Consider the following 18005-nt stretch of genomic DNA (forward strand, 5'->3'; position numbering starts at 1 on the left):
CTGCGGCCGGTCACCGACAATGTTGTGCCGGCCGCGTCGCGTCGGCTGCGAGGTCTGTCACGCCGACATGGCGATATAGGGAACGCTGGCCAGGAGAGCGGCAAGCAAGCGCGACCGCGCCTTCTCCCGGTTCAAGCCGGCTCGAGGCCGAGCGACTTCGCGCTCTCGATCCAGACCGGCAGTTCGCGCTGATACAGCGCCTTGGTTTCCTTGGTACTGCATCAAGCCGTCACTGCCATGGCCGACAGGCGAGACAGATTGGCGCATTGGAGGGAGGTTGTCCTGTTCGGCTCATCCGGGCGGCCGCGCTTTCCGCATGTCGGGAGCCTCCTAAGCCAGCGAGCCGATTTTGGCGCGCATTCGCCGCACGCTCGCTGTCATGCCCCGCGAAGGCGGGGCATCCAGTACGCTGCGGCCTTTCGGTTCAATCGCAACCGCCTCTGGGGTACTGGATCGCCCGCCTTCGCGGGCGATGACAATGGAGCGCGTGGCGGCGCCATCGCTCTTCGCGACCAACTCTCACCGCTGAATGATCTTCATCCAGACGTCGCCGAGGATCGCAGGCTCGCGCGGCGGCAGATAGGTGAGGCCGGCCTGCTTGCCGAATTCGGCGATCTTGCCTTCGGCGGCAAGCTGGCCAAGCGCCGTGTTGACGGCCTCGATCAGCGCGGGATCGCTGGCAAGCCCGACATAGCCGCGATTGGCGCCGATCGGATAGTAGTAGCCGGACGCGGTGATCGCCGTATCGGGGTGCGCGGCGCGATGGGCATCGAAGCGCGCAAGATCGATCAGCGTCGCGTCATGGTCGCCGCGCTGGAGCGCGCCGAGGAGGTCGTCGCGGCCGGGCACGAGATGGGTGATGTTGTCGATCAGGCGGCCCTTGTCGAAGGTCATCAGGATGGCATCGCCGAGCGAGCCGCTTTCGATGACGAGGCGAAGGCCGGCGAGATCGCCAATGTCGCCGATCTTGCGGCCCTTCACCTTCGGCCCGAGCACCACCGTCATCGGCGAATAGACGTAGGGCTGGCTCGGCGTGAGCACGCCGAGCGCGACGCGGCGCCGCCGGTCCTCGCGCGTGGCGCCAGCGAAATCCGGCAGGCGCGCCGTCTTCATGCCGGGCTTGACGAGAGAATCCGTCGTCAGCGCGTAGCCGCCGACCAGCGCGCAGCGTCCGTCCGAGAGCAGCGCATTGGCCTCGAGCTGTGGGCTGGAATCCTCATCGAGCTTGCTCTCGAACCACTGGATCGTCAGGGGCCGTCGCAGGCGCTCGGCGACCGCCTGCGCCAGCAGCACGTCGAAGCCCGCATCCGGCTTGCCCTTTTGATGCACCGAGAGCGGCGGCCGGCCTTCATCGAGACAGATCCTCAGCGGGTCATCCGCCGCGTGCGCAACCGTAGGCGCCGCCGCGAGGATCGCGGCAACGCTCCACGCGGCGAGCCAACGCCTCATGGCTTCCTCCGGCTGGAGATGAAGGCCCAGAGGTCCCCGATCTGGTCGTCGTTGAGGATGTCGCCCCAGGGCGGCATCTTGTTGTTCTTGCCGTTTTTCACCGTGGTGACGAAGCGCGTCTTGTCGTCAGGGATCGCGCGCAGGTCCGGCGTGATGGTGCCGGAGTTCATCAGGTTGGGGCCGTGGCAGTGCGAGCACTTTTCGGCATAGGTCGATTTGCCGTGGTCGATCTGTGCCTGCAGAGGATTGCCGGTTGCGTCGTCCGCGGCACGAACGGTCGGCACAAACGCGACCGCCAGCACCGCGACGGCGGCGAAGATCGCCGCCGTCTTGTGAGATATCTCCTTCAGCATCGTGCCTGTGGTCACTGCTTGACTGCAAAGACCCACAGCGAGCCGCCGGGCGGCACCTTGGCCAGCCGTTCGTCACCGGAGAACAGCGAGTAGACGCCGCCATAGCCGCTCGTCACTGCGACATATTGCACGCCGTCCTGCTGCCAGGTGACCGGCTGTCCCTCGATGCCGGAGCCGGTCTGAAACTGCCAGAGCTTCTTGCCGCTGTCGGCATCGAAGGCCTCGAACTCGCCGGTCAGCGCGCCCGTGAACACGACGCCGCCTGCGGTCGACAGCACGCCGGAGAAGCGCGGGATGTCGACGGGGGCCTCCCACTTCGCCTTGCCGGTCAAGGGATCGATCGCCTTGAGATGGCCGCGCGGGCCGTCTCCGTACTCCCAGAGGTCGGTCAGGTCCATGCCGAGATACCATTCGCCCTGCTTGAAGGTGACGGGCTCGGTCTTGTACCTGCCGCCGAAGGCGAGCGTGTTGGCATAGGCCAATCCGGTCTGCGGATTGAACGACATCGGCTCCCAGTTCTTGCCGCCGAGGATCGACGGATAGACGGTCACCTTCTTGCCTTCGCGCGCGTCCTTCGAAACGTCGGTCTCGATCGGACGTCCGGTCTTCATGTCGATGCCGGTCGCCCAGTTGACCTTCACGTAAGGGTTGGCCGCGAGCAGCTTGCCGTTGGTGCGATCGAGCACGTAGAAGAAGCCGTTGCGGTTGGCGTCCATCAGCACCTTGGTCGGCTTGCCCTCGACGTTCATGTCGGCGAGCACCATCTCGGCCACGCTGTCATAATCGAACGGATTGTTCGGCGAGAACTGGTAGTGCCACTTGATCTTGCCGGTCTTGGGATCCATCGCCAGCACGGAGCAGGTGTAGAGATTGTCGCCGGGTCGCACCGCCGAGTTGAACGGGCCGGGATTGCCGATGCCCCAATAGACCGTGTTCAGCTCGGGATCGTAGGACCCGGTGATCCAGGTCGAGCCGCCGCCGAGCTTCCAGGTGTCGCCCTTCCAAGTGTCGCCGCCGGGCTCGTCCGGCGAGGGGATCGAGTGGGTGCGCCAGAGATGCTTGCCGGTCGCCGGATCCCAGCCGTCGATGAAGCCGCGCGTGCCGAACTCGGCGCCGGAGATGCCGGTGATGACGACGCCGTCGGCGACCAGCGGGGCCACCGTCATCGAATAGCCTTCCTTGATGTCGGCGGCCTTCTGCCGCCACAGCTCCTTGCCGGTCTTGGCATCCAGCGCGATCACATTCGCATCCAGCGTGGTGCGGTATACCTTGCCGTCGTAGAGCGCGGCGCCGCGATTGATGATGCCGCAGCAGACGATGCGCGGCGTCTCGGCGGGATACTCGACCTTGGTTTTCCAGATCTGCTTGCCGGTCTTGGCGTCCACCGCCATGGTCGCATTGTGCGAGGTCACGTAGATCACGCCCTGGTACACCAGCGGCTGCGATTCCTCGCTGCGATCGTCGTTGAAAGAGTAGTTCCAGACCGGGACGAGGTTCTTGACGGTGTCCTTGTTGATCTGGTTCAGCGTCGAGAAACGCTGGAGATTGTAGCCCATCCCGTAATTGAGAACGTTCGATGTATCGGTCGCGCCCTTGACCAGTTGCTCGGTGGTCTGTGCGCTTGCACACGTCGATGCAAGCATGACGAGGCTCGCGGCCATCGCAAAGCGTTTCATCCGTTCCTCCCAATATGCGCGTCTTTTGACGCTGCGGGAACAACACTCCGCCCGAATGCAAAACGCGTCAATACGAAAGTCGCGAGTGCGACGCCAACATGTTGAATGCCGGAGGCCAGTCACCTGACGGAAACCTGACAGCCCGCTCTCACTTGTGCGCAGATGCTGGAGAAATTCCGCGACGCGAAGCGGTCCGACGGAGGCGACTAGGCTGACGCCGCGGGGTTCCGTAAGTCTGGCGCGCGCAGGTTGTAATTTTCGACTTGAACCGGGGCTTGATTGTGGACTTATGTCAGTTTCGTGCTCGCTCAAATCGAGGTTGGCAGGAGGTTTCAATGAGGTCACGTCGCTCAATTACGCTTGCGCTCACGGTTGCATTGCTGTCCGGTCCGGCCCTTGCGGCATCCGGCAATGCGGTCAAGATGTTCGATACCGACAATGACGGCACGCTCGATCTCGCCGAGGTGAAGAAGGCGGCCAGCGCATTGTTCGCCAAGCTCGACCCCGATCATGACGGCACGCTCGATGCACGCGAGTTGCGCGGGCGGTTGTCGGCGAAAGAGCTCGCCGCCGCCGATCCCGATCGTGACGGGACTCTTACGCTCGACGAATACCTGTCCGTGGTGGAGAAGCGCTTCAATGCGGCCAATCCGGACAAGGATGGCACGCTCGATGCAAAAGAGCTGAACTCGCGGGCCGGCCGCGCGCTGCTGCGGCTGCTGCGCTGAGCGCGTACCCCTGGAACGGACGTGGCGGCGGCGGCATTGCGATTAATTCCGCCCCGACACTCGGAACATCGGGCTGCCGGGCCTGTTCTCCCCGAAATGGCCTGCCTGGCGTTGTGGGGCTGCGCGGCGGGAGGAGAGGAGATCATGCAGATGAACACCAAACGATCCGTTCTTGCTGCCTGCGCGATCCTGACGTTGAGCGCCGGTGTCGCCGTCGCGGGCCCCTGCAAAACCGGCAGTGCAGCCACTGACAAGGATGCCGGGTCTGGCCCGGTCACCGTGGGCTCGGCGCAATCCCATCCATCGAGTTCGGCGAGCGACACCAGTCAGCATCCGCCGACCAGCACGATGAATCGTGCGAGCGGCGAAACGCCGGCTTCATCCGAGGATGCGCAGCGGCAGATGCAGAGTGAACCGACGGCTGCTCAGCAGGCCGAAGGCGCCAAGCCGAATCCGGCAATGGCCGACAAGGACTGCTGACGACGTGGCGCTGGTCGTGTCGATTCGAGGCGCGGTGTGTCGCGCAAGGTGATGTCCTCCAGGTCTGTGCTTGACCAAGAGGGAACTGGCTTTGCCCGAGAGAGAAATGCGGCCGCGAAGAATCGACACAGACGCGTTCGGCATTCGAATCGGCGCTTGAACTATAGGGGACCGAGCCCTAGGTTTTGCCCCGCGCGATGTCGCGCTCAATACCTTGGGAGACCCCGAATGGCTTGGAAAGCTCCGAAGATCGTGGAAGTGCCGGTCGGCATGGAAATCAACATGTACGCCTGCGCTTCGCGCAAGTAAGACTGACGACCTGCCACGGCTTCGATGGTAAACGCCGTCGAAGCCGTGGCAGTGTCGGGCCGCCATTCTCGCGGCTTTCTGCTTATTCAGCGCAATTCAATGCGCTCCTCCTCTTCATGAGAGTTCATCAAGGCCGCCGCGGTGGACGTCGGGCCACAGTGACGGTCGGGGACGCTGCTTGGTCAGTGTTGTTTCCGCTTTCGCAGCGAACGTGATCTAGACCGTCACGCGCCTTGCGTGCGCTCGGAGCGCGTCTTGAAACGTGCATATCGAAGCGCAAGGGTGGGCAGAACCAGCAGACTAAGTGCCATCGAGGTCATGAGCCCCCCGAGGATGACGATCGCCATCGGGCCCTCTATTTCACGCCCCGGTTCTCCTGCGCCGAGTGCGAGTGGCAGCAATCCCAGACCAGTCACAAGAGACGTCATCAGGATCGGGACGAGACGGTCGGCAGCGCCCTCGATCGCGGTATCGGGTCCCCACACGCGACCGTCGACGAGGACGAGGTGCTCGTAATGCGAGATCATAAGGATGGAATTGCGCAGCGTGATTCCGAACAACGTGACGAAGCCGACCATCGATCCGAGCGAAAGCAGACCACCGGTTACCGCTAGTGCGAACACGCCACCGACAAACGCAAACGGCAGGTTGATCATCACCAGCAACAGATTTCGCAAATGGCCGGTCACCATCGCGAGCAGCGCGAAAATACCCGTCGCAGCCAGCAAGGAGTTGACGATGAGATCGCGGCGCGACCGGGCTTGTGCCTCGGCCGCTCCTGCAAATTCGACATGCGCACCGGGCGGCAGTGCGACCTCGCGGGCCAGCTTGCGCTTGGCGGCGGCCACGAAAGATTCGAGATCGCGCCCGCTTACGTTCGCCGTTACGGTCTGAACCCGCTGTGCATTCTGATGCTGGATCTGATAGCGGCCCGAGGTTTCGTAGACGTCGGCGATTTGCTTCAGCAGAATGTAAGCCCCGCTCGGCGTGCGCACCGGCAGGTCACCGATCTGAGTGAGCCGGGCACGGGCATGCTGGTCGAGGATAACGACAACGTTGAAGACGGCATTGCCTTCGTATCCCTGGCCGACGATGTCGCCCTGATAGCCGGTGCGGATCAGCTCGAGCACTTCGACGGCATCGAGGCCCCAGCGCTGCAGATCGGTCGGGCGGAGCGTCACATTAAGCTGCGGCATCCCTGGCGGGGATCGTTGCTGCACATCAATCGCACCCGCGACTTCGTCGAGCTCTCGGGCGACGTCGCGCGCAGCGCTCTCAAGTGAATCGAGATCGGGCCCGTAGATGTTGATGACCACCGCCGCGGTGAAGCCGGAGACGGTCTCCTCCACGCGCTCCGTCAAGTAGGTCTTGCTCGAGAAAGAAACTCCGGGGAAGTCGGCCAAAGCGGCCCTGATGTGCGCTTCTGTCGCCGATTGCTCTTGACCGGAGAGCCCCGGCTGCAGGTCGACTTCGAACTCGCTGGAATGCGGACCCACCGTGTCGATGCCGGCCTCAGCTCGGCCTGCATGCTGCGCCACCCTGCGTACGCCTGGGATACGTCGGAGCGTGTCCGTCATCAGTTTCCCGATGCGAAGCGATTCGTCGAGCGAGGTGCCGGGGATTGCAGAGACGTGCAGAATCAGATGGCCTTCCCGCAGATCCGGAAGGAAGGTCCCGCCGAAGAAAGGCAGCATCGCTGCACCGGCGATCGTCAGAACCGCGGCCGCCGTCATCACGAGTTTCGGGAAACGCCCGATATGACGTAGCAAGGCTTGATAATGGCGACGGGACCACCGCACCGTAGGCGGTTCTTGCAGGCGTTGTCCGCCGGTCGTCCCGACGAGCAGCAGCATAGAGAGCGCTGGGGTCACCGTAAGGGCGACCGCGAGCGAGGCTAGCACCGCGAGGATGTAGGCGATAGCCAAGGGGCCGAACAGACGGCCGGCAATGCCGGAGAGCGCCAGGATCGGAAAGAAGACCAGCAGCACCGCAAAGGTCGCATAGGCTACAGCGGTGCGTACCTCAAGGAAGGCTTCGAGCACGACGCGAGCTTCGGATCTGGGCGCGGTTGCCCGGCGATTTTCGCGCAATCGGCGTACGACGTTTTCAACGCCGATCACGGCGTCATCGACGACCTCGCCGATGGCGATCGCAAGGCCGCCCAGCGTCATCGTGTTGAGGGTTTCGCCCATCCATTGGAGGGCGAGCACGGCCGCTATCAACGATAGGGGGATAGCGGTGCAACTGATGATCGAGGTGCGCCAGTCGAACAAAAATAGGAACAGAACGACGATCACGAGCGCCCCGCCTATCAACAGGGCGTACAGCACGTTCTCCGTCGCCGTGTCGATGAAGTTGGCAGGGCGAAATATGTCCGCATGGAGCTGAACCCCATCGGCTTCGAGTCCCGGTCGCAGTCCTTGCAGCGCGGCTTCCGCTCGCGTGGTGACCTCTCGCGTGTTCGCTCCGTATTGCTGGCTGACCATGAGCATGATGCCGGGGACACCGTCGATGAGGGCGGCCCCGATTGGCGGCTCGGGAGCGGTCACGACCGTGGCAACGTCGCCGAGAACCACGCTCGCGCCGCCTTCGTGCAGGAGAACGGTGCGGGCAAGCTGGTCGGGCGTCAAAGATTGCCCATGGGTTTGCAGCGTGATGCGCTGATTGGTCGTATCGATAAAGCCGGCGCCCCGTATGCCGGTCGCCTTGCGCGCTGCGGCCAAGACGTCATTCAGGCCGACCCGGAATCGGATCAAGTCGTCCGGACGGACTTGCACCTGCAGAGATCTGACGTCTTTGCCGTAAGTGGATACTTGCGCCACGCCCGGTACGGCCAGGAGCCGTCTCGCCACGGTCCAGTCCGCGATGGTGCGCAAATCCATCAGCGAGCGTTGGTCGGAGGTCAGGCCGATGACCAGCACCGTACCGGCTAGCGGGGTCAATGGTGTCATCGACGGCGGCTGCACGCCTTGCGGCAGCCGCGCGGCCACGGCCGCGAGACGTTCCGTCACCAATTGGCGCGCCCGGTAGATGTCGCTGCCCGGCTGGAAGATGACCGTCACCACGGAGAGGCCCTGGATCGACGACGATCGCAAACTTTCGACGCCGGCCAAGCCGTTGATCGACGTTTCGATCGGTTGGGTGACCAGAATTTCGACCTGCTCCGGACTGAGCCCGGGAGCTTCCGTCTGGATCGTGATCTGTGGCGGCGCGAATTCAGGGAAGACCCCGTATTTGGCTTCGCCGAGGGCGAACAGGCCATAGCCCAGCAGCGCACACGCAAGAGCGAGCACGATGCCGCGGAAGCGGATGGCGAACGCGACAAGAGCGGCTTGCGGCCCAGGCCTGTTGGAGCCGATGCCGTCAGTCATTGTCACCGCCGCCCCGAAGCTCGCTCCTGGCCTCCTCGGACAACAGGACCTGCGCGCCCCGGACCACGATTTCGGAACCCGATGGGATGTCTCGGACGACGTAGTCGTCATCCGAGACGGGTTGATCCGTGCTGATCGGATGACGTCGGAAGCTATCGGAGTTCACGCGCAGGTAGACCCATGATCGACCCTGCCATCGGACGATCGCGGTATCTTCAACGAAGACTCCCTCGTAAGTGTTGCCTGACGGCACGTAAACGATGGTGTTCATGCCGGGCAGCAGACCGCTGTCGCCAGGCGCGGAGAAGAAATAGCTCAATCCCTGGATACGGGGATCTGTGCGCGTTGCCGGGGAGATATATTGGAGATCGATGTTCGCGTTTCGCGTCGGGGCCTGCGCGAGAGCCGTTCCCGGAGTCCCAATGACAGTCATGCCGGACGGCAGCGTCACCTGAACGAGAAACTGATTGCGTTCGATCAGCCTGACAACTCCGGGCGAGCGCTCGATGATTCCCCGGCCGATCACCGGCCCCCATTCCTGCTGCGCCGTGGCCGCGAGAGTCCTGAGCTGCGACTCCGCAGCGGCGAGCGCGGCCTTATCGGTCCGCAACGTTCCCTCTGCGGTCTCGGCCTCCTTCTTCGGGAGCGCTGCGGATTCGACGAGATTCTTCGTTCGCTCGAATGCGCTCTTGGCGACTTCGAGCTTGGCCTGCGCCGTCTGGAGTTGAGCCTGAGCATTGGCGTAGCTGTTCGTGAGCTCCGTAATGCGGGAGATATCCAGCACCGCGCCATATGCGCGGAATTGCTCAGGATGCGGAGCAGTTTCGGCAACTGCGGTTTCGAGTCCGATCTGTCCCTGTTGGCTGCGCGTAAGCTTGACTACCGCCTGATCGCTGTTTGCGGTGCGGGAGGGCTCGGTACGGCCCGAATTCGCGCCGTCCGGCTGCGCCGGCTCCGCAACGGCTCGTCGGCCTTGACCAGAGATGGCCAAGGTGCCGGTGCTGAACGCCAGCAGGCACAGAGTTACCGCGACGCCGCGCCAAGAGGTTTCCGTGAAAGCCATCAGCCTGTTAGCAATTGTGGGGAACCAGCTTATTGACGAAATCAAGTGGCGACAAGGCGCCGTTTGACCTTAGCCAGCATAGGCAAAGGTCGGGGCACTTTCACGAGAGGCCGCAGTTGCTAGGTTCCCGGTTCTACTCGCACGGAATTGAAACTTCCGTCTGCTGTGGACGTAGCCTTTGTGCTACTTCTTGATCGCGGAGGCGAGAGGATCCCGGCATGAACCCGATCGACCTGGTGGTGACTGTGTGTGCGGTGCTCTCGCCTGCGACCTGCGAGGAGCAGCATCTGGTGTTCAACTATTCCGGGTCGCCGCGACAATGCGCGATGGCCGCGCCGCCCTATATCGCGCAATGGGTGGGCGAGCATCCGAAGTGGCAGGCGGTGAGGTGGCGCTGCGAATACCCGCACACGCATGACAAGGCGTGAGCGGCGGCGCTACCTGGTGCAATCCTTCAAATCCTTATCGGCGATTGAGAACACCGCGTCGGCCCTGATCTCGATGCCGCGGACGATGCACTGCCGGCCATTGGGATAGCTCACCCTGGCGTCGTAATGGCCCGGCTCGACGCCGGTGATGCGCAGCCGCTCGTCGTGGTCGACCTCCTTGTCCTTGTCGTTCAAGCATTGGTTCGGACCCCAGTCGGTCCTGCCGGCGGGAGCGAGCTGGAAGCCGGAGATCGTCTCAGTCGTCAGATTCCAGAGCCGGATGCCCTTGCCCTTGGCCTGCGCGGCGGCTTCGCCGGCAAGCGTCAACAACGCGATCAAAGCTAGAACCCAACGCATCAGCCAGTCCTCCCAAAGGCGGGCCGTCATTCCCTGATCAGGCGCTCGCGGTTCTTTGCCTTGTCGAAATTTTTGGCGCGGTCAAGGCCGTTCGGTGCGATCAGCTTCGCCGACACGAGATCGGCGCCGTCGAAATCGGCGTCGATGACGATGGCGCCGGTCAGATCGGCTCCGCCGAGTTCGGCGTTTTTCAGTGATGCGCCGCTCAGGTCGGCGCCCCTGAGGGCCGCGAATTGGAGGTCGACGCGCGACAAATCGGCGTTGCGCGCGTTCAGCCGTTCCAGATTGGCGGATCTGAGCACGGCGCGCATCAGCCCCATCGACTGGTTGCGCATATCGGCGCCAAGCTTCGCGTCCGCGATCGAGGCGCCGACCATGCTTGCGCCTGTGAGATCCGCAGCGATGCGCGCTCCCGACAGGTTCGCGCCGTCGAGACGCGCGCGGGCCATTTGCGATGCGAACAGATTGGCGCCCTTCAGGCTTGCGCCGGTAAGATCCGCATCCAGCAGCCATGCCTGATCGAGGATAGCACGGTCGAGCTTGGCGTCTCGGAGTATTGTCTTGTTGAGCCGCGCGGCGCGGAGAACGGCGTTGGACAGGTCCAGCCCCGAGAGATCGAGGCCCGACAGGCGTTTGCCGGTGAAATCGGCAGGCTGCGCGGCGCTCGCTTTGGCCAGCACGGCCTCGACCTCTGGCCTGGTCATTTCGGCCGAGACCATCGCGGGGGAGGTGAGGTCGACGCCACGCATCATGTCCTGCGCGCCCGCCGTCATCGTGACGAGTGCAAGCCCAAGCGTTGCAAGCGTTGAGAGGGCGACCGTCCGCGTCATCATCAACTCCGCCGCCAGCCTATCTAGCACATCCGCCAGGCGACCGGCTATGAGATATCTCGCTCGGCGCGGTCGCCTTGAGTTCGTTGGGCGAGGCCGGCCTTGATCGCCGCAATCTCGGCTTCGCCGCGAGTGTCGCGCGGGATGTCGATAGGTACCTCTGCCACGATCCGCGTTGGCCGGGGCGACAGGAAGAATAGCCGATCGCCCAGGTGCACTGCATCGTCCAGGCTGTGTGTCACCAAAAGCGTCATCACTGGCCGGCTCGCGACGAGCGTCGCAATCTCATCCCGCAGGCGTCCAGCGAGAGCGTCATCGAGCGATGCCAGCGGCTCGTCAAGCACCAAAATATCCGGCTCGACGGCGAAGGCGCGGGCCAGCGCGACGCGCCGGGCGAGCCCCAGCGACAATTCGCCGGGGAAATGGCTGCGATGCGCCTCCAGCTCCAGGATTTTGAACAGCTCCGACAGCCTGGCATCGGTCACATCGGGTGCAGCGAGCCGCACATTCTGCTCGACCGAACGCCACGGCAGCAGCCGCGGCTCCTGGAATACCATGCCGATCCGCGCCTGCGGCGGCCGCGCGATCCGCCCCTGAAACTCATGATCGAGCCCCAGGATGATGCGCAGCATCGTGCTCTTGCCACAGCCGGAGGGGCCGATCAGCACACCGACCTCGCCGGATTCAAGCGTGAACTTGACCGGCGCCAGCACCTCGTGCGTTCCGCCGGCGGCACTTTTGAACGTCTTGCCTGTGATCTCGACCTCAAGCCGCACGGGGCCGCCACCGTGTTGCGCGGGCTTCGAACGGCTGCACCAGCAAGGTTTCGATGACGAGCACGACGGCGGCAAAGGTCAGCGAATAGGCGAGCAGCCGCGGCGTGTCGAACAGCTGGAAGGCGACGCCGATCTCGAAGCCGACGCCGTTCGGACGGCCCAACAGCTCGGCGACCAGCACGATCTTCCATACCAGCGACAATCCGGAGCGCGCAGAGGCTGCGATATAGGGCGCAAGCTGCGGCAGCACGACGTGGCGGAAAGCGCGCCAGCGCGGCATCGCGAATACGCTCGCCATCTCGTCGAGCGAGCGGTCGAGCGCGCGGGCGCCCTCGCGCAAGGTGACGATGGCGGTCGGCAGCTTGTTGATGGCGATTGCCGCGATCGCGGCGGCCTCGGTGAGGCCAGCCCAGATATAGGCCAGCACAATCACGACCAAGGCGGGCAAATTGAGCAGCAGGATCAGCCAGGGATCGCCGAGCCGGTCGGCAAGCTTCACCCGTCCCATCAGATAGCCGATGGCGCTGCCGAGCGACATCGCCAGCACGAAGGCGAGGGTGACGCGCGCCAGCGTGGCGCCGAGATGCAGGAACAACGCGCCGCTCGCGGCCTCCGCGATCATCACCTGGAGCACGGCGGGCGGGGAGGGCAGCTTTGCGCCGCCGGCGAACAGCGCGGCGATCCACCAGATTGCGAGGAATAGGACAAACGACAGAAGACGCAGCACCTCAGTCTCCGGGGACCGCGTGATAGAAGGTGCCGGGATCGAGCTCGGCCGCCGGCCCGACGAGGTCGCGGCCACCGATCTCGGCGAGCACGCGGTAGAGCACGCGCGCATCCGCCTCCTCGTCGCCGATGCTCCGCCGCGGGATACCGTCGCGATAGCGGTCGCGATAGGTCTTGAGCATGGCCGGATCGGTGGTGCCGGTAAGCGGTGCGATCTTGTCCCAGGCCGCGTCCGAGGTCACCAGCAGCTCTTTGGCCTTCCGGGTCATCGCGATGAATCGCGCCACGGCGTCACGATGGCTTGCCGCCCAGCTCTCGTCGAAGACATAGCCGACCGCGGCGACCGCGCCCTTGGCGCCGAGTTTTGGCAGGATGTCCTCGATGCCGGCGAGGCGGCGAAAGCCCTTGGCCTCGAGCTGCGCGCAGAAATTCCAGAAGTTGAGGCTCGCATCCATCTCGCCGTCGAGCGCCTTGGCGGCGATCAGGGGCGGGGCGCCATAGACGATGGTCGCCGCAGACTTCAGGTCGATGCCGTCCTGCTTCATGCGGGCCTGGAGCAGAAGCCAGCTCTTGTCGATTGCTCCGCCGGCGACGGCGAGCTTGCGTCCCCTGAGGTCTGCGAGCGTCTTGATTGGCGAAGCCGCCGGCACCATCACCGCGCCGAGCGCGCTGGAATAGGGATAGAAGGTGAGTTTGGCGCCGAGCGCGCGCTCGCGCGACACCCACAGCCAGTCCGACAGGATGATGTCGGCGCTGCCTGCGCGCATCGCGATCTTGCCGGCCTCGGTACTCGCGAGCTCGCTGACTTCCAGCGACAAATCGGCCTCCTTGTCCAGACCGTTCGCGCGGATCGCGGCCAGCTCCCAGGAGAATGTTCCGGTTTTCTGCACCGCAAGGCGGATGGTCTCCGCGGCGCGGGCGGGTGCGGCTAGGGTCAACGCCAGCGTCACCGCGAGCGCCAATGTTCGACTAAATACCTTTATCGCACCAAGTGCTCTCATCACCTTGTGAGCCGTTTCCTCTGACGGAGTGCTTTTCAGGACAATACGCATAGCATAGCTTTGGTCGCAACCACCGGGAGGATGCGCATGAAACTGGCGGGACGGCTACGACCGATTGTCGCCGCAATGGCGGTATTGGCGGCGACCACCTGCGGGGCGCAGGCCGAGGACGCCAATGATTATCCGACGTCGGCGCGCGCTGAGTACGTCTATGGCTGCATGAAGGCCAATGGCGAGACGCGGTCTACGATCGAGCAATGTTCCTGCTCGATCGACGTGGTCGCCTCGATCGTGCCCTATGCGCGCTACGTCACCGCGGAGACCGCGCTCAGCATGTCCCAGGTGCGCGGTAATCTCGGCGTCCAGTTCCGCACCTCGGAGCAGGCAAATTCGGCGGTGAATGATTTGAGGCGCGCACAGGCCGAAGCCGAGGTGCGGTGTTTCTAGTGTAGCGGCACAGACGGTGCTTTCTTCCTTCTCCCCTTGCGGGAGAAGGTGGCGCGAAGCGCCGGATGAGGGATATGTCTGCTCTTGCTCAGACGTTGAGAGTTGCGCTCGCGGAGAGAGACCCCTCACCCGCCTCGCTTCGCGAGGCACCCTCTCCCACAGGGGGAGAGGGTAAGAAATCTTCACGTCCCCGGCTTCTCCACGTCCCACTCATTGCGGAACACGTGCCCATCCGTGTCCTTTGCCTCGGCGCGAAAGCGCTTGGCGCCGTTGGAGACGTAGGTGAAGCGCAGATTGGGATCTTCCGAGATCGAGATGCCGCCTTCCATCGACAGCACGGGGCTGTCGTCCTGCGTCAGCTTGAGCTGGTTGATGAAGAAGGCCGGGATATAGAGCTGCGTGACCTGGTCCATCTGGAGGCCGGAATTGTTGGGATGGCCGATCATGATCTGCGCCTCGCGCACGCGGCTCGCCGGCGCCTCCTCGCGTGCGAATTGCCGGTAGCGCATCTGGCCGAGCCGGTTCCTGGCTTCCTCGATGTTTTTGCCCGCCGGCGCCGAGCAGCCGCCGGAGGCCTTCACATAGACCTTCGAGACATAGAGCTGGCCGTCGCTGAGCTCGGCCACCGCATGCACGTCGGTGTAGTTGTTGACGCGCACGCGCGTCGAGATCTCCGTGACATTGGCATCCGGCCCGAGCTCGAATTTGGCGGCCATCGGCGCCGGGTTGCGGTCGATCACCAGCGTGATCGAACGGATGCGGCGCGCATCGCCGGGCGACAGTTTGCTGCGCAGGGTCACCGGCACGATGGCTGCGTCCTCGGCGCGATAGGGCATCTCGATGCTGATGACGGCGCTGCCGTCGTTCATCGGACGGCTATTGAAGATGTCCTGCACCAGGCCCGGCCAGGGATCATAGGCCTCTTCCGCCTGCGCCGGTACGGCGAAGGCGATGCCGAGCAGTACGGCGGTCAAGGTCAGGCGGCGAGTGCATGCCATCATGGTCACGGTCCTGCGGGCGTTTCGCCATCGTAGCGCGCCCGCTACTCCCATTCAATTTCCGAGAATGCTGCGGTTGCGTTGCGGGAATTGTAGTCCTCGAACAGCTCCCAGTGCGGCCGTTCCGACGCGGCAGCCTTGTCGGCGGCGGTTCGGATCGGTTCGCCCTTCTTGTTCAGAGCGCGGACATCGGACAGCAGCGTCGACAGGTAGCGTCGCTCATCGGTCAGTGCAGCAGGCCAGTCGCTCACGGGGCCGTGACCAGGAACGACGCGCAGCGCCGGAATGGCCTCCAATCCCTTCAACGTGGCGAGCCAGCCGCGGATGCTGCCGTCCATGACCGGAATGTGGCGGAGAAAGACGAGATCGCCCGCGAACAGGGTTTTGCTCGTCTCATCGAACACGGTCAAATCTGCGTCGCTGTGCCCGGCCGGCCAGGCGCGCAAGATCAGTCGGCGCGACCCGAGATCGAGGGTCGTCATGTCCGAAACGAGCAGGGTAGGGGCAATGATCTTCACGGGATCGATCAGCTCACTGCCCATGATGCGGCGGAAATTGTCGAGATAGAAAGGCCCGCGCGTCGCGAGCGCCTGCGGAAGCTTGCTATGGCCGACGAAGGTGGTGGTTCCGGCGGCGAAGGCGGCATTGCCGAAAACATGATCGGGATGGCCGTGGGTGTTGATGACGTAGCGGATCGGCTTGGGCGTCTTCGCCCGCACGGCGGCCAGCAGCGCCTCGCCTTCGCGGTAGCTGCCGCCGGTATCGATCACCGCCACCGCATCATCGCCCACGATGAAGCCGACATTGGCGATGTCGCCCTCGTTCGCGCGGGTCATCAGGGCGATGGTCCCGGAGTGTACGAAGATTCCCGGCGCGACTTCGCTCACAGGCAATTCGGATGCCTCGGCGCGTGCTAGCGTGACGATCCCCAGCAGGGACAAGGCTGCGATCATTGAAGCGACGTAAGACACTTTTCCGCCTCAGTTCAGAGGGTTTGCTGCATTGCGCTGCAGCAAAGCAAAGCCAACACCAAGCTGGCAAAACTTGGCGCGTCATGCGTTGCATGGATAGCATTCAAACAAAACGAGGAGGAAGCGCGATGACGGAGGCCGGACGACATCGTCGCTGGTTGTTTTCACTGTGGGTCCTGATGGCATCCTGCGCGTTCGGCGATGCTGCGATCGCGCAGACCAACGACACCGGCGACCTCTCCTTCGAATTGGTGGACCCGAAGGTGCTGCGCGTCTGCGCCGATCCGCGCAATCTGCCGTTCTCCAACGAGAGGGGCGAGGGGTTCGAGAACAAGCTCGCCGAGTTCTTGGCGGACAAGCTCCAGAAGAAGCTCGACTACGTGTTCTTCCCGCAGGCCACCGGCTTCGTGCGCATGACGCTGGGTGCGCATCGCTGCGACGTCATCATGGGCTTCCCGCAAGGCGACGACCTCGTGCAGGGCACCAATCCCTATTACCGCACGACCTATGCGCTGGTCGTCAAGGCCGGCAGCGGGCTCGAGGACGTCGATACGCTGGAAGACGCGCGCCTGAAAGGCAAGCATGTCGGCATCGTCGCTGGCACGCCGCCGGCGACCAACATGGCGATCGCCGGTCTGATGGGCGATGCAAAGCCCTATCCGCTGATGATCGACACCCGCTTCGATAATTCGGCGCAGGCCATGATCGACGATCTTGCCGCCGGCAAGATCGACGCCGGCGTGCTGTGGGGCCCGATGGCTGGCTACTATGCGAAGAAGGCCGGCTCTTCGCTCCACGTTACGCCACTGGTGAAGGAGACCACCGGGCCGAAGCTGGTCTATCGCATCGGCATGGGCGTGCGTTCCGCCGACCAGAACTGGAAGCGGCAGCTGAACAAGTTGATCCAGGAGAACCAGGGCGAGATCAACAAGATCCTGCTCGACTTCGGCGTTCCGCTACTCGACGAGAGCGATCGGCCGCTCGGCGCGGAGACGGTCAAGAAGACGCCATGAAGCGGCATCTTGCCGTTGCGCTGCTCGCCGCTGTTCTGGCAGGGCAGGCATTGGCGCAGCGGCAGGAGCCGTTCGAGCCCGAGGGATATCGCACCGACAATTACCGCGCGCCGGTGCCAGCGACGCTTGTGGGCGCGCGTGTGTTGACGACCGCGGAAGCCGAGGCGATCTGGCGCGCGAAGAGCGGTGCGTTCGTCGACGTGATGCCGCGCCCGCCGAAACCGAAGAACCTTCCTGCCGGCACCGTGTGGCGCGATGCGCCGCGCAGGAACATTCCGGGCAGCCTGTGGCTGCCGGACACCGGCTACGGCGCGTTGCCGCCCGCCATGGACGATTATCTCGAGCGCGGCCTCGCGCTTGCATCGCACGGCGACAAGGCCGCGCTGCTCGTGATCTATTGCCTGGCCGATTGCTGGATGTCCTGGAACGCCGCCAAGCGCGCGATGGCGTACGGCTATTCCAACATCGCCTGGTACCCTGACGGCACCGACGGCTGGGAGAGCGCAAAGCTCCCGACCGAGGAAGCGCAGCCCGAGCCGCGCCCAGAGCAGTAACGATTGGCCGAGGTGCGCTGCCTCGCCCCGCTTGCGGGCAGGACTATCGAATATGATCTCTTGGGGCGGCCTGAGCGCGCGCCTCGTCCTTCGAGATGACCGCCTCGCGGTCTCCTCAGGATGAGGCTAAGCGGCATCGGTGCCTGTCGAATTTGCTGCCGCACACTCCCCGCCCTCATCCTGAGGAGCCCGACCGAAAAAGGGTGAGCGGTTTTGGCGGGCTTGTGATTCCTTCGGATTTGCAAAGATTCGAGGGAGGACACCATGCCGTGGACCAAAGCCGCTCGTATCCAGTATCAGCGCAGTGGACTGCGTTACGCAAGCGACCTGACCGATGCCGAGTGGGCGCTGATCGCCCGGAAGATGCCGCCGCGGCGGCGATTGGGCCGGCCGCGCGAGGTCGATTTGCGCGAGATCGTGCAGGCGATTTTCTATATTTTGTCGAGCGGCTGCCAATGGCGAGCCTTGCCCAAGG

20 protein-coding genes are annotated in these 18005 nt (G+C 64.0%); 8 read left to right on the plus strand and 12 right to left on the minus strand.

Going from position 1 to position 18005, the window contains the following annotated elements; translation table 11 throughout:
• Positions 1-519: 519 nt before the first annotated feature.
• From BLV07_RS38025 to BLV07_RS38035, 3 genes are read right to left on the minus strand one after another with little or no spacing between them, the layout of a single operon-like run.
• Complete coding sequence (locus BLV07_RS38025) at positions 520-1449, minus strand: type 2 periplasmic-binding domain-containing protein (RefSeq protein WP_091896402.1); 930 nt, start codon at positions 1447-1449, stop codon at positions 520-522.
• Positions 1446-1802, minus strand: coding sequence for a c-type cytochrome (locus BLV07_RS38030; RefSeq protein WP_091896405.1), 357 nt, complete (start codon positions 1800-1802; stop codon positions 1446-1448). The genes BLV07_RS38025 and BLV07_RS38030 overlap by 4 nt, the downstream gene beginning before the upstream one ends.
• An 11-nt stretch (positions 1803-1813) precedes the next feature.
• On the minus strand, positions 1814-3478 hold the full coding sequence (locus tag BLV07_RS38035) for a methanol/ethanol family PQQ-dependent dehydrogenase (protein WP_091896408.1): 1665 nt from the start codon (positions 3476-3478) through the stop codon (positions 1814-1816).
• Between the two features lie 335 nt (positions 3479-3813).
• Here BLV07_RS38035 and lanM point away from each other — a divergent pair, with 335 nt between their 5' ends.
• From lanM to pqqA, 3 genes are all read left to right on the plus strand, one after another.
• Entirely contained in the window at positions 3814-4206 is a 393-nt protein-coding gene (gene lanM / locus BLV07_RS38040) for a lanmodulin LanM (protein ID WP_091896411.1), read from the plus strand.
• Between the two features lie 144 nt (positions 4207-4350).
• Positions 4351-4686 (plus strand): hypothetical protein, encoded by a 336-nt coding sequence (locus BLV07_RS38045; protein WP_091896457.1) that lies wholly within the window; start codon positions 4351-4353, stop codon positions 4684-4686.
• A 228-nt stretch (positions 4687-4914) separates the two neighbouring features.
• The gene (gene pqqA / locus BLV07_RS38050; protein WP_008562446.1) at positions 4915-4995 is read left to right on the plus strand and encodes a pyrroloquinoline quinone precursor peptide PqqA; all 81 of its coding nucleotides are present in this window, start codon (positions 4915-4917) and stop codon (positions 4993-4995) included.
• 224 nt (positions 4996-5219) lie between these two features.
• On the opposite strand, the gene BLV07_RS38055 is transcribed toward pqqA, so the two are convergent.
• The gene (locus BLV07_RS38055) at positions 5220-8366 is read right to left on the minus strand and encodes an efflux RND transporter permease subunit (RefSeq protein WP_091896414.1); all 3147 of its coding nucleotides are present in this window, start codon (positions 8364-8366) and stop codon (positions 5220-5222) included.
• Positions 8359-9429, minus strand: a complete 1071-nt coding sequence (locus BLV07_RS38060; RefSeq protein ID WP_091896416.1) for an efflux RND transporter periplasmic adaptor subunit — start codon at positions 9427-9429, stop codon at positions 8359-8361. The genes BLV07_RS38055 and BLV07_RS38060 overlap by 8 nt, the downstream gene beginning before the upstream one ends.
• A 218-nt stretch (positions 9430-9647) precedes the next feature.
• Between BLV07_RS38060 and BLV07_RS38065 the strand changes: the two genes are divergently transcribed.
• Positions 9648-9857 carry a hypothetical protein gene (locus BLV07_RS38065; RefSeq protein ID WP_091896419.1) on the plus strand — a complete coding sequence of 70 codons (210 nt, stop codon included), beginning with the start codon at positions 9648-9650 and terminating at the stop codon, positions 9855-9857.
• 9 nt (positions 9858-9866) lie between these two features.
• Here BLV07_RS38065 and BLV07_RS38070 read toward each other — a convergent pair whose 3' ends face one another.
• Genes BLV07_RS38070 through BLV07_RS38090 form a run of 5 tightly spaced genes read right to left on the minus strand, consistent with a single transcriptional unit; the run spans position 9867 to position 13547 of the window.
• Entirely contained in the window at positions 9867-10214 is a 348-nt protein-coding gene (locus tag BLV07_RS38070) for a hypothetical protein (RefSeq protein ID WP_091896460.1), read from the minus strand.
• Between the two features lie 26 nt (positions 10215-10240).
• The gene (locus tag BLV07_RS38075; protein WP_176946033.1) at positions 10241-11044 is read right to left on the minus strand and encodes a pentapeptide repeat-containing protein; all 804 of its coding nucleotides are present in this window, start codon (positions 11042-11044) and stop codon (positions 10241-10243) included.
• 47 nt (positions 11045-11091) lie between these two features.
• Positions 11092-11820, minus strand: coding sequence for an ABC transporter ATP-binding protein (locus tag BLV07_RS38080; protein WP_091896425.1), 729 nt, complete (start codon positions 11818-11820; stop codon positions 11092-11094).
• Positions 11810-12547, minus strand: coding sequence for an ABC transporter permease (locus BLV07_RS38085; protein ID WP_091896428.1), 738 nt, complete (start codon positions 12545-12547; stop codon positions 11810-11812). Before BLV07_RS38085 ends, BLV07_RS38080 begins: the two co-directional genes overlap by 11 nt.
• A 1-nt stretch (position 12548) precedes the next feature.
• Positions 12549-13547, minus strand: coding sequence for an ABC transporter substrate-binding protein (locus BLV07_RS38090; protein ID WP_176946034.1), 999 nt, complete (start codon positions 13545-13547; stop codon positions 12549-12551).
• Positions 13548-13634: 87 nt separating this feature from the next.
• Between BLV07_RS38090 and BLV07_RS38095 the strand changes: the two genes are divergently transcribed.
• Complete coding sequence (locus tag BLV07_RS38095) at positions 13635-13994, plus strand: hypothetical protein (protein ID WP_091896466.1); 360 nt, start codon at positions 13635-13637, stop codon at positions 13992-13994.
• Positions 13995-14176: 182 nt separating this feature from the next.
• Here the strand turns inward: BLV07_RS38095 and BLV07_RS38100 are convergent, their stop codons facing one another.
• Positions 14177-14995 carry a quinoprotein dehydrogenase-associated SoxYZ-like carrier gene (locus tag BLV07_RS38100; protein WP_176946035.1) on the minus strand — a complete coding sequence of 273 codons (819 nt, stop codon included), beginning with the start codon at positions 14993-14995 and terminating at the stop codon, positions 14177-14179.
• A gap of 41 nt (positions 14996-15036) precedes the next feature.
• Positions 15037-15945, minus strand: a complete 909-nt coding sequence (locus BLV07_RS38105) for a quinoprotein relay system zinc metallohydrolase 2 (RefSeq protein WP_502690284.1) — start codon at positions 15943-15945, stop codon at positions 15037-15039.
• 146 nt (positions 15946-16091) lie between these two features.
• Here BLV07_RS38105 and BLV07_RS38110 point away from each other — a divergent pair, with 146 nt between their 5' ends.
• The 3 genes from BLV07_RS38110 to BLV07_RS38120 all read left to right on the plus strand — a co-directional run.
• A complete protein-coding gene (locus BLV07_RS38110; protein WP_091896438.1) occupies positions 16092-16976 on the plus strand; it encodes a substrate-binding domain-containing protein in 885 nt (294 codons plus the stop codon).
• A complete protein-coding gene (locus BLV07_RS38115) occupies positions 16973-17530 on the plus strand; it encodes a PQQ-dependent catabolism-associated CXXCW motif protein (protein WP_091896441.1) in 558 nt (185 codons plus the stop codon). The genes BLV07_RS38110 and BLV07_RS38115 overlap by 4 nt, the downstream gene beginning before the upstream one ends.
• A gap of 264 nt (positions 17531-17794) precedes the next feature.
• The coding region (locus tag BLV07_RS38120) for a transposase (RefSeq protein ID WP_143035629.1) at positions 17795-18005 on the plus strand (211 nt) is incomplete at its 3' end.

The sequence above is a fragment of the Bradyrhizobium sp. Rc2d genome, assembly GCF_900099855.1.
Taxonomy (GTDB): Bacteria; Pseudomonadota; Alphaproteobacteria; order Rhizobiales; family Xanthobacteraceae; genus Bradyrhizobium.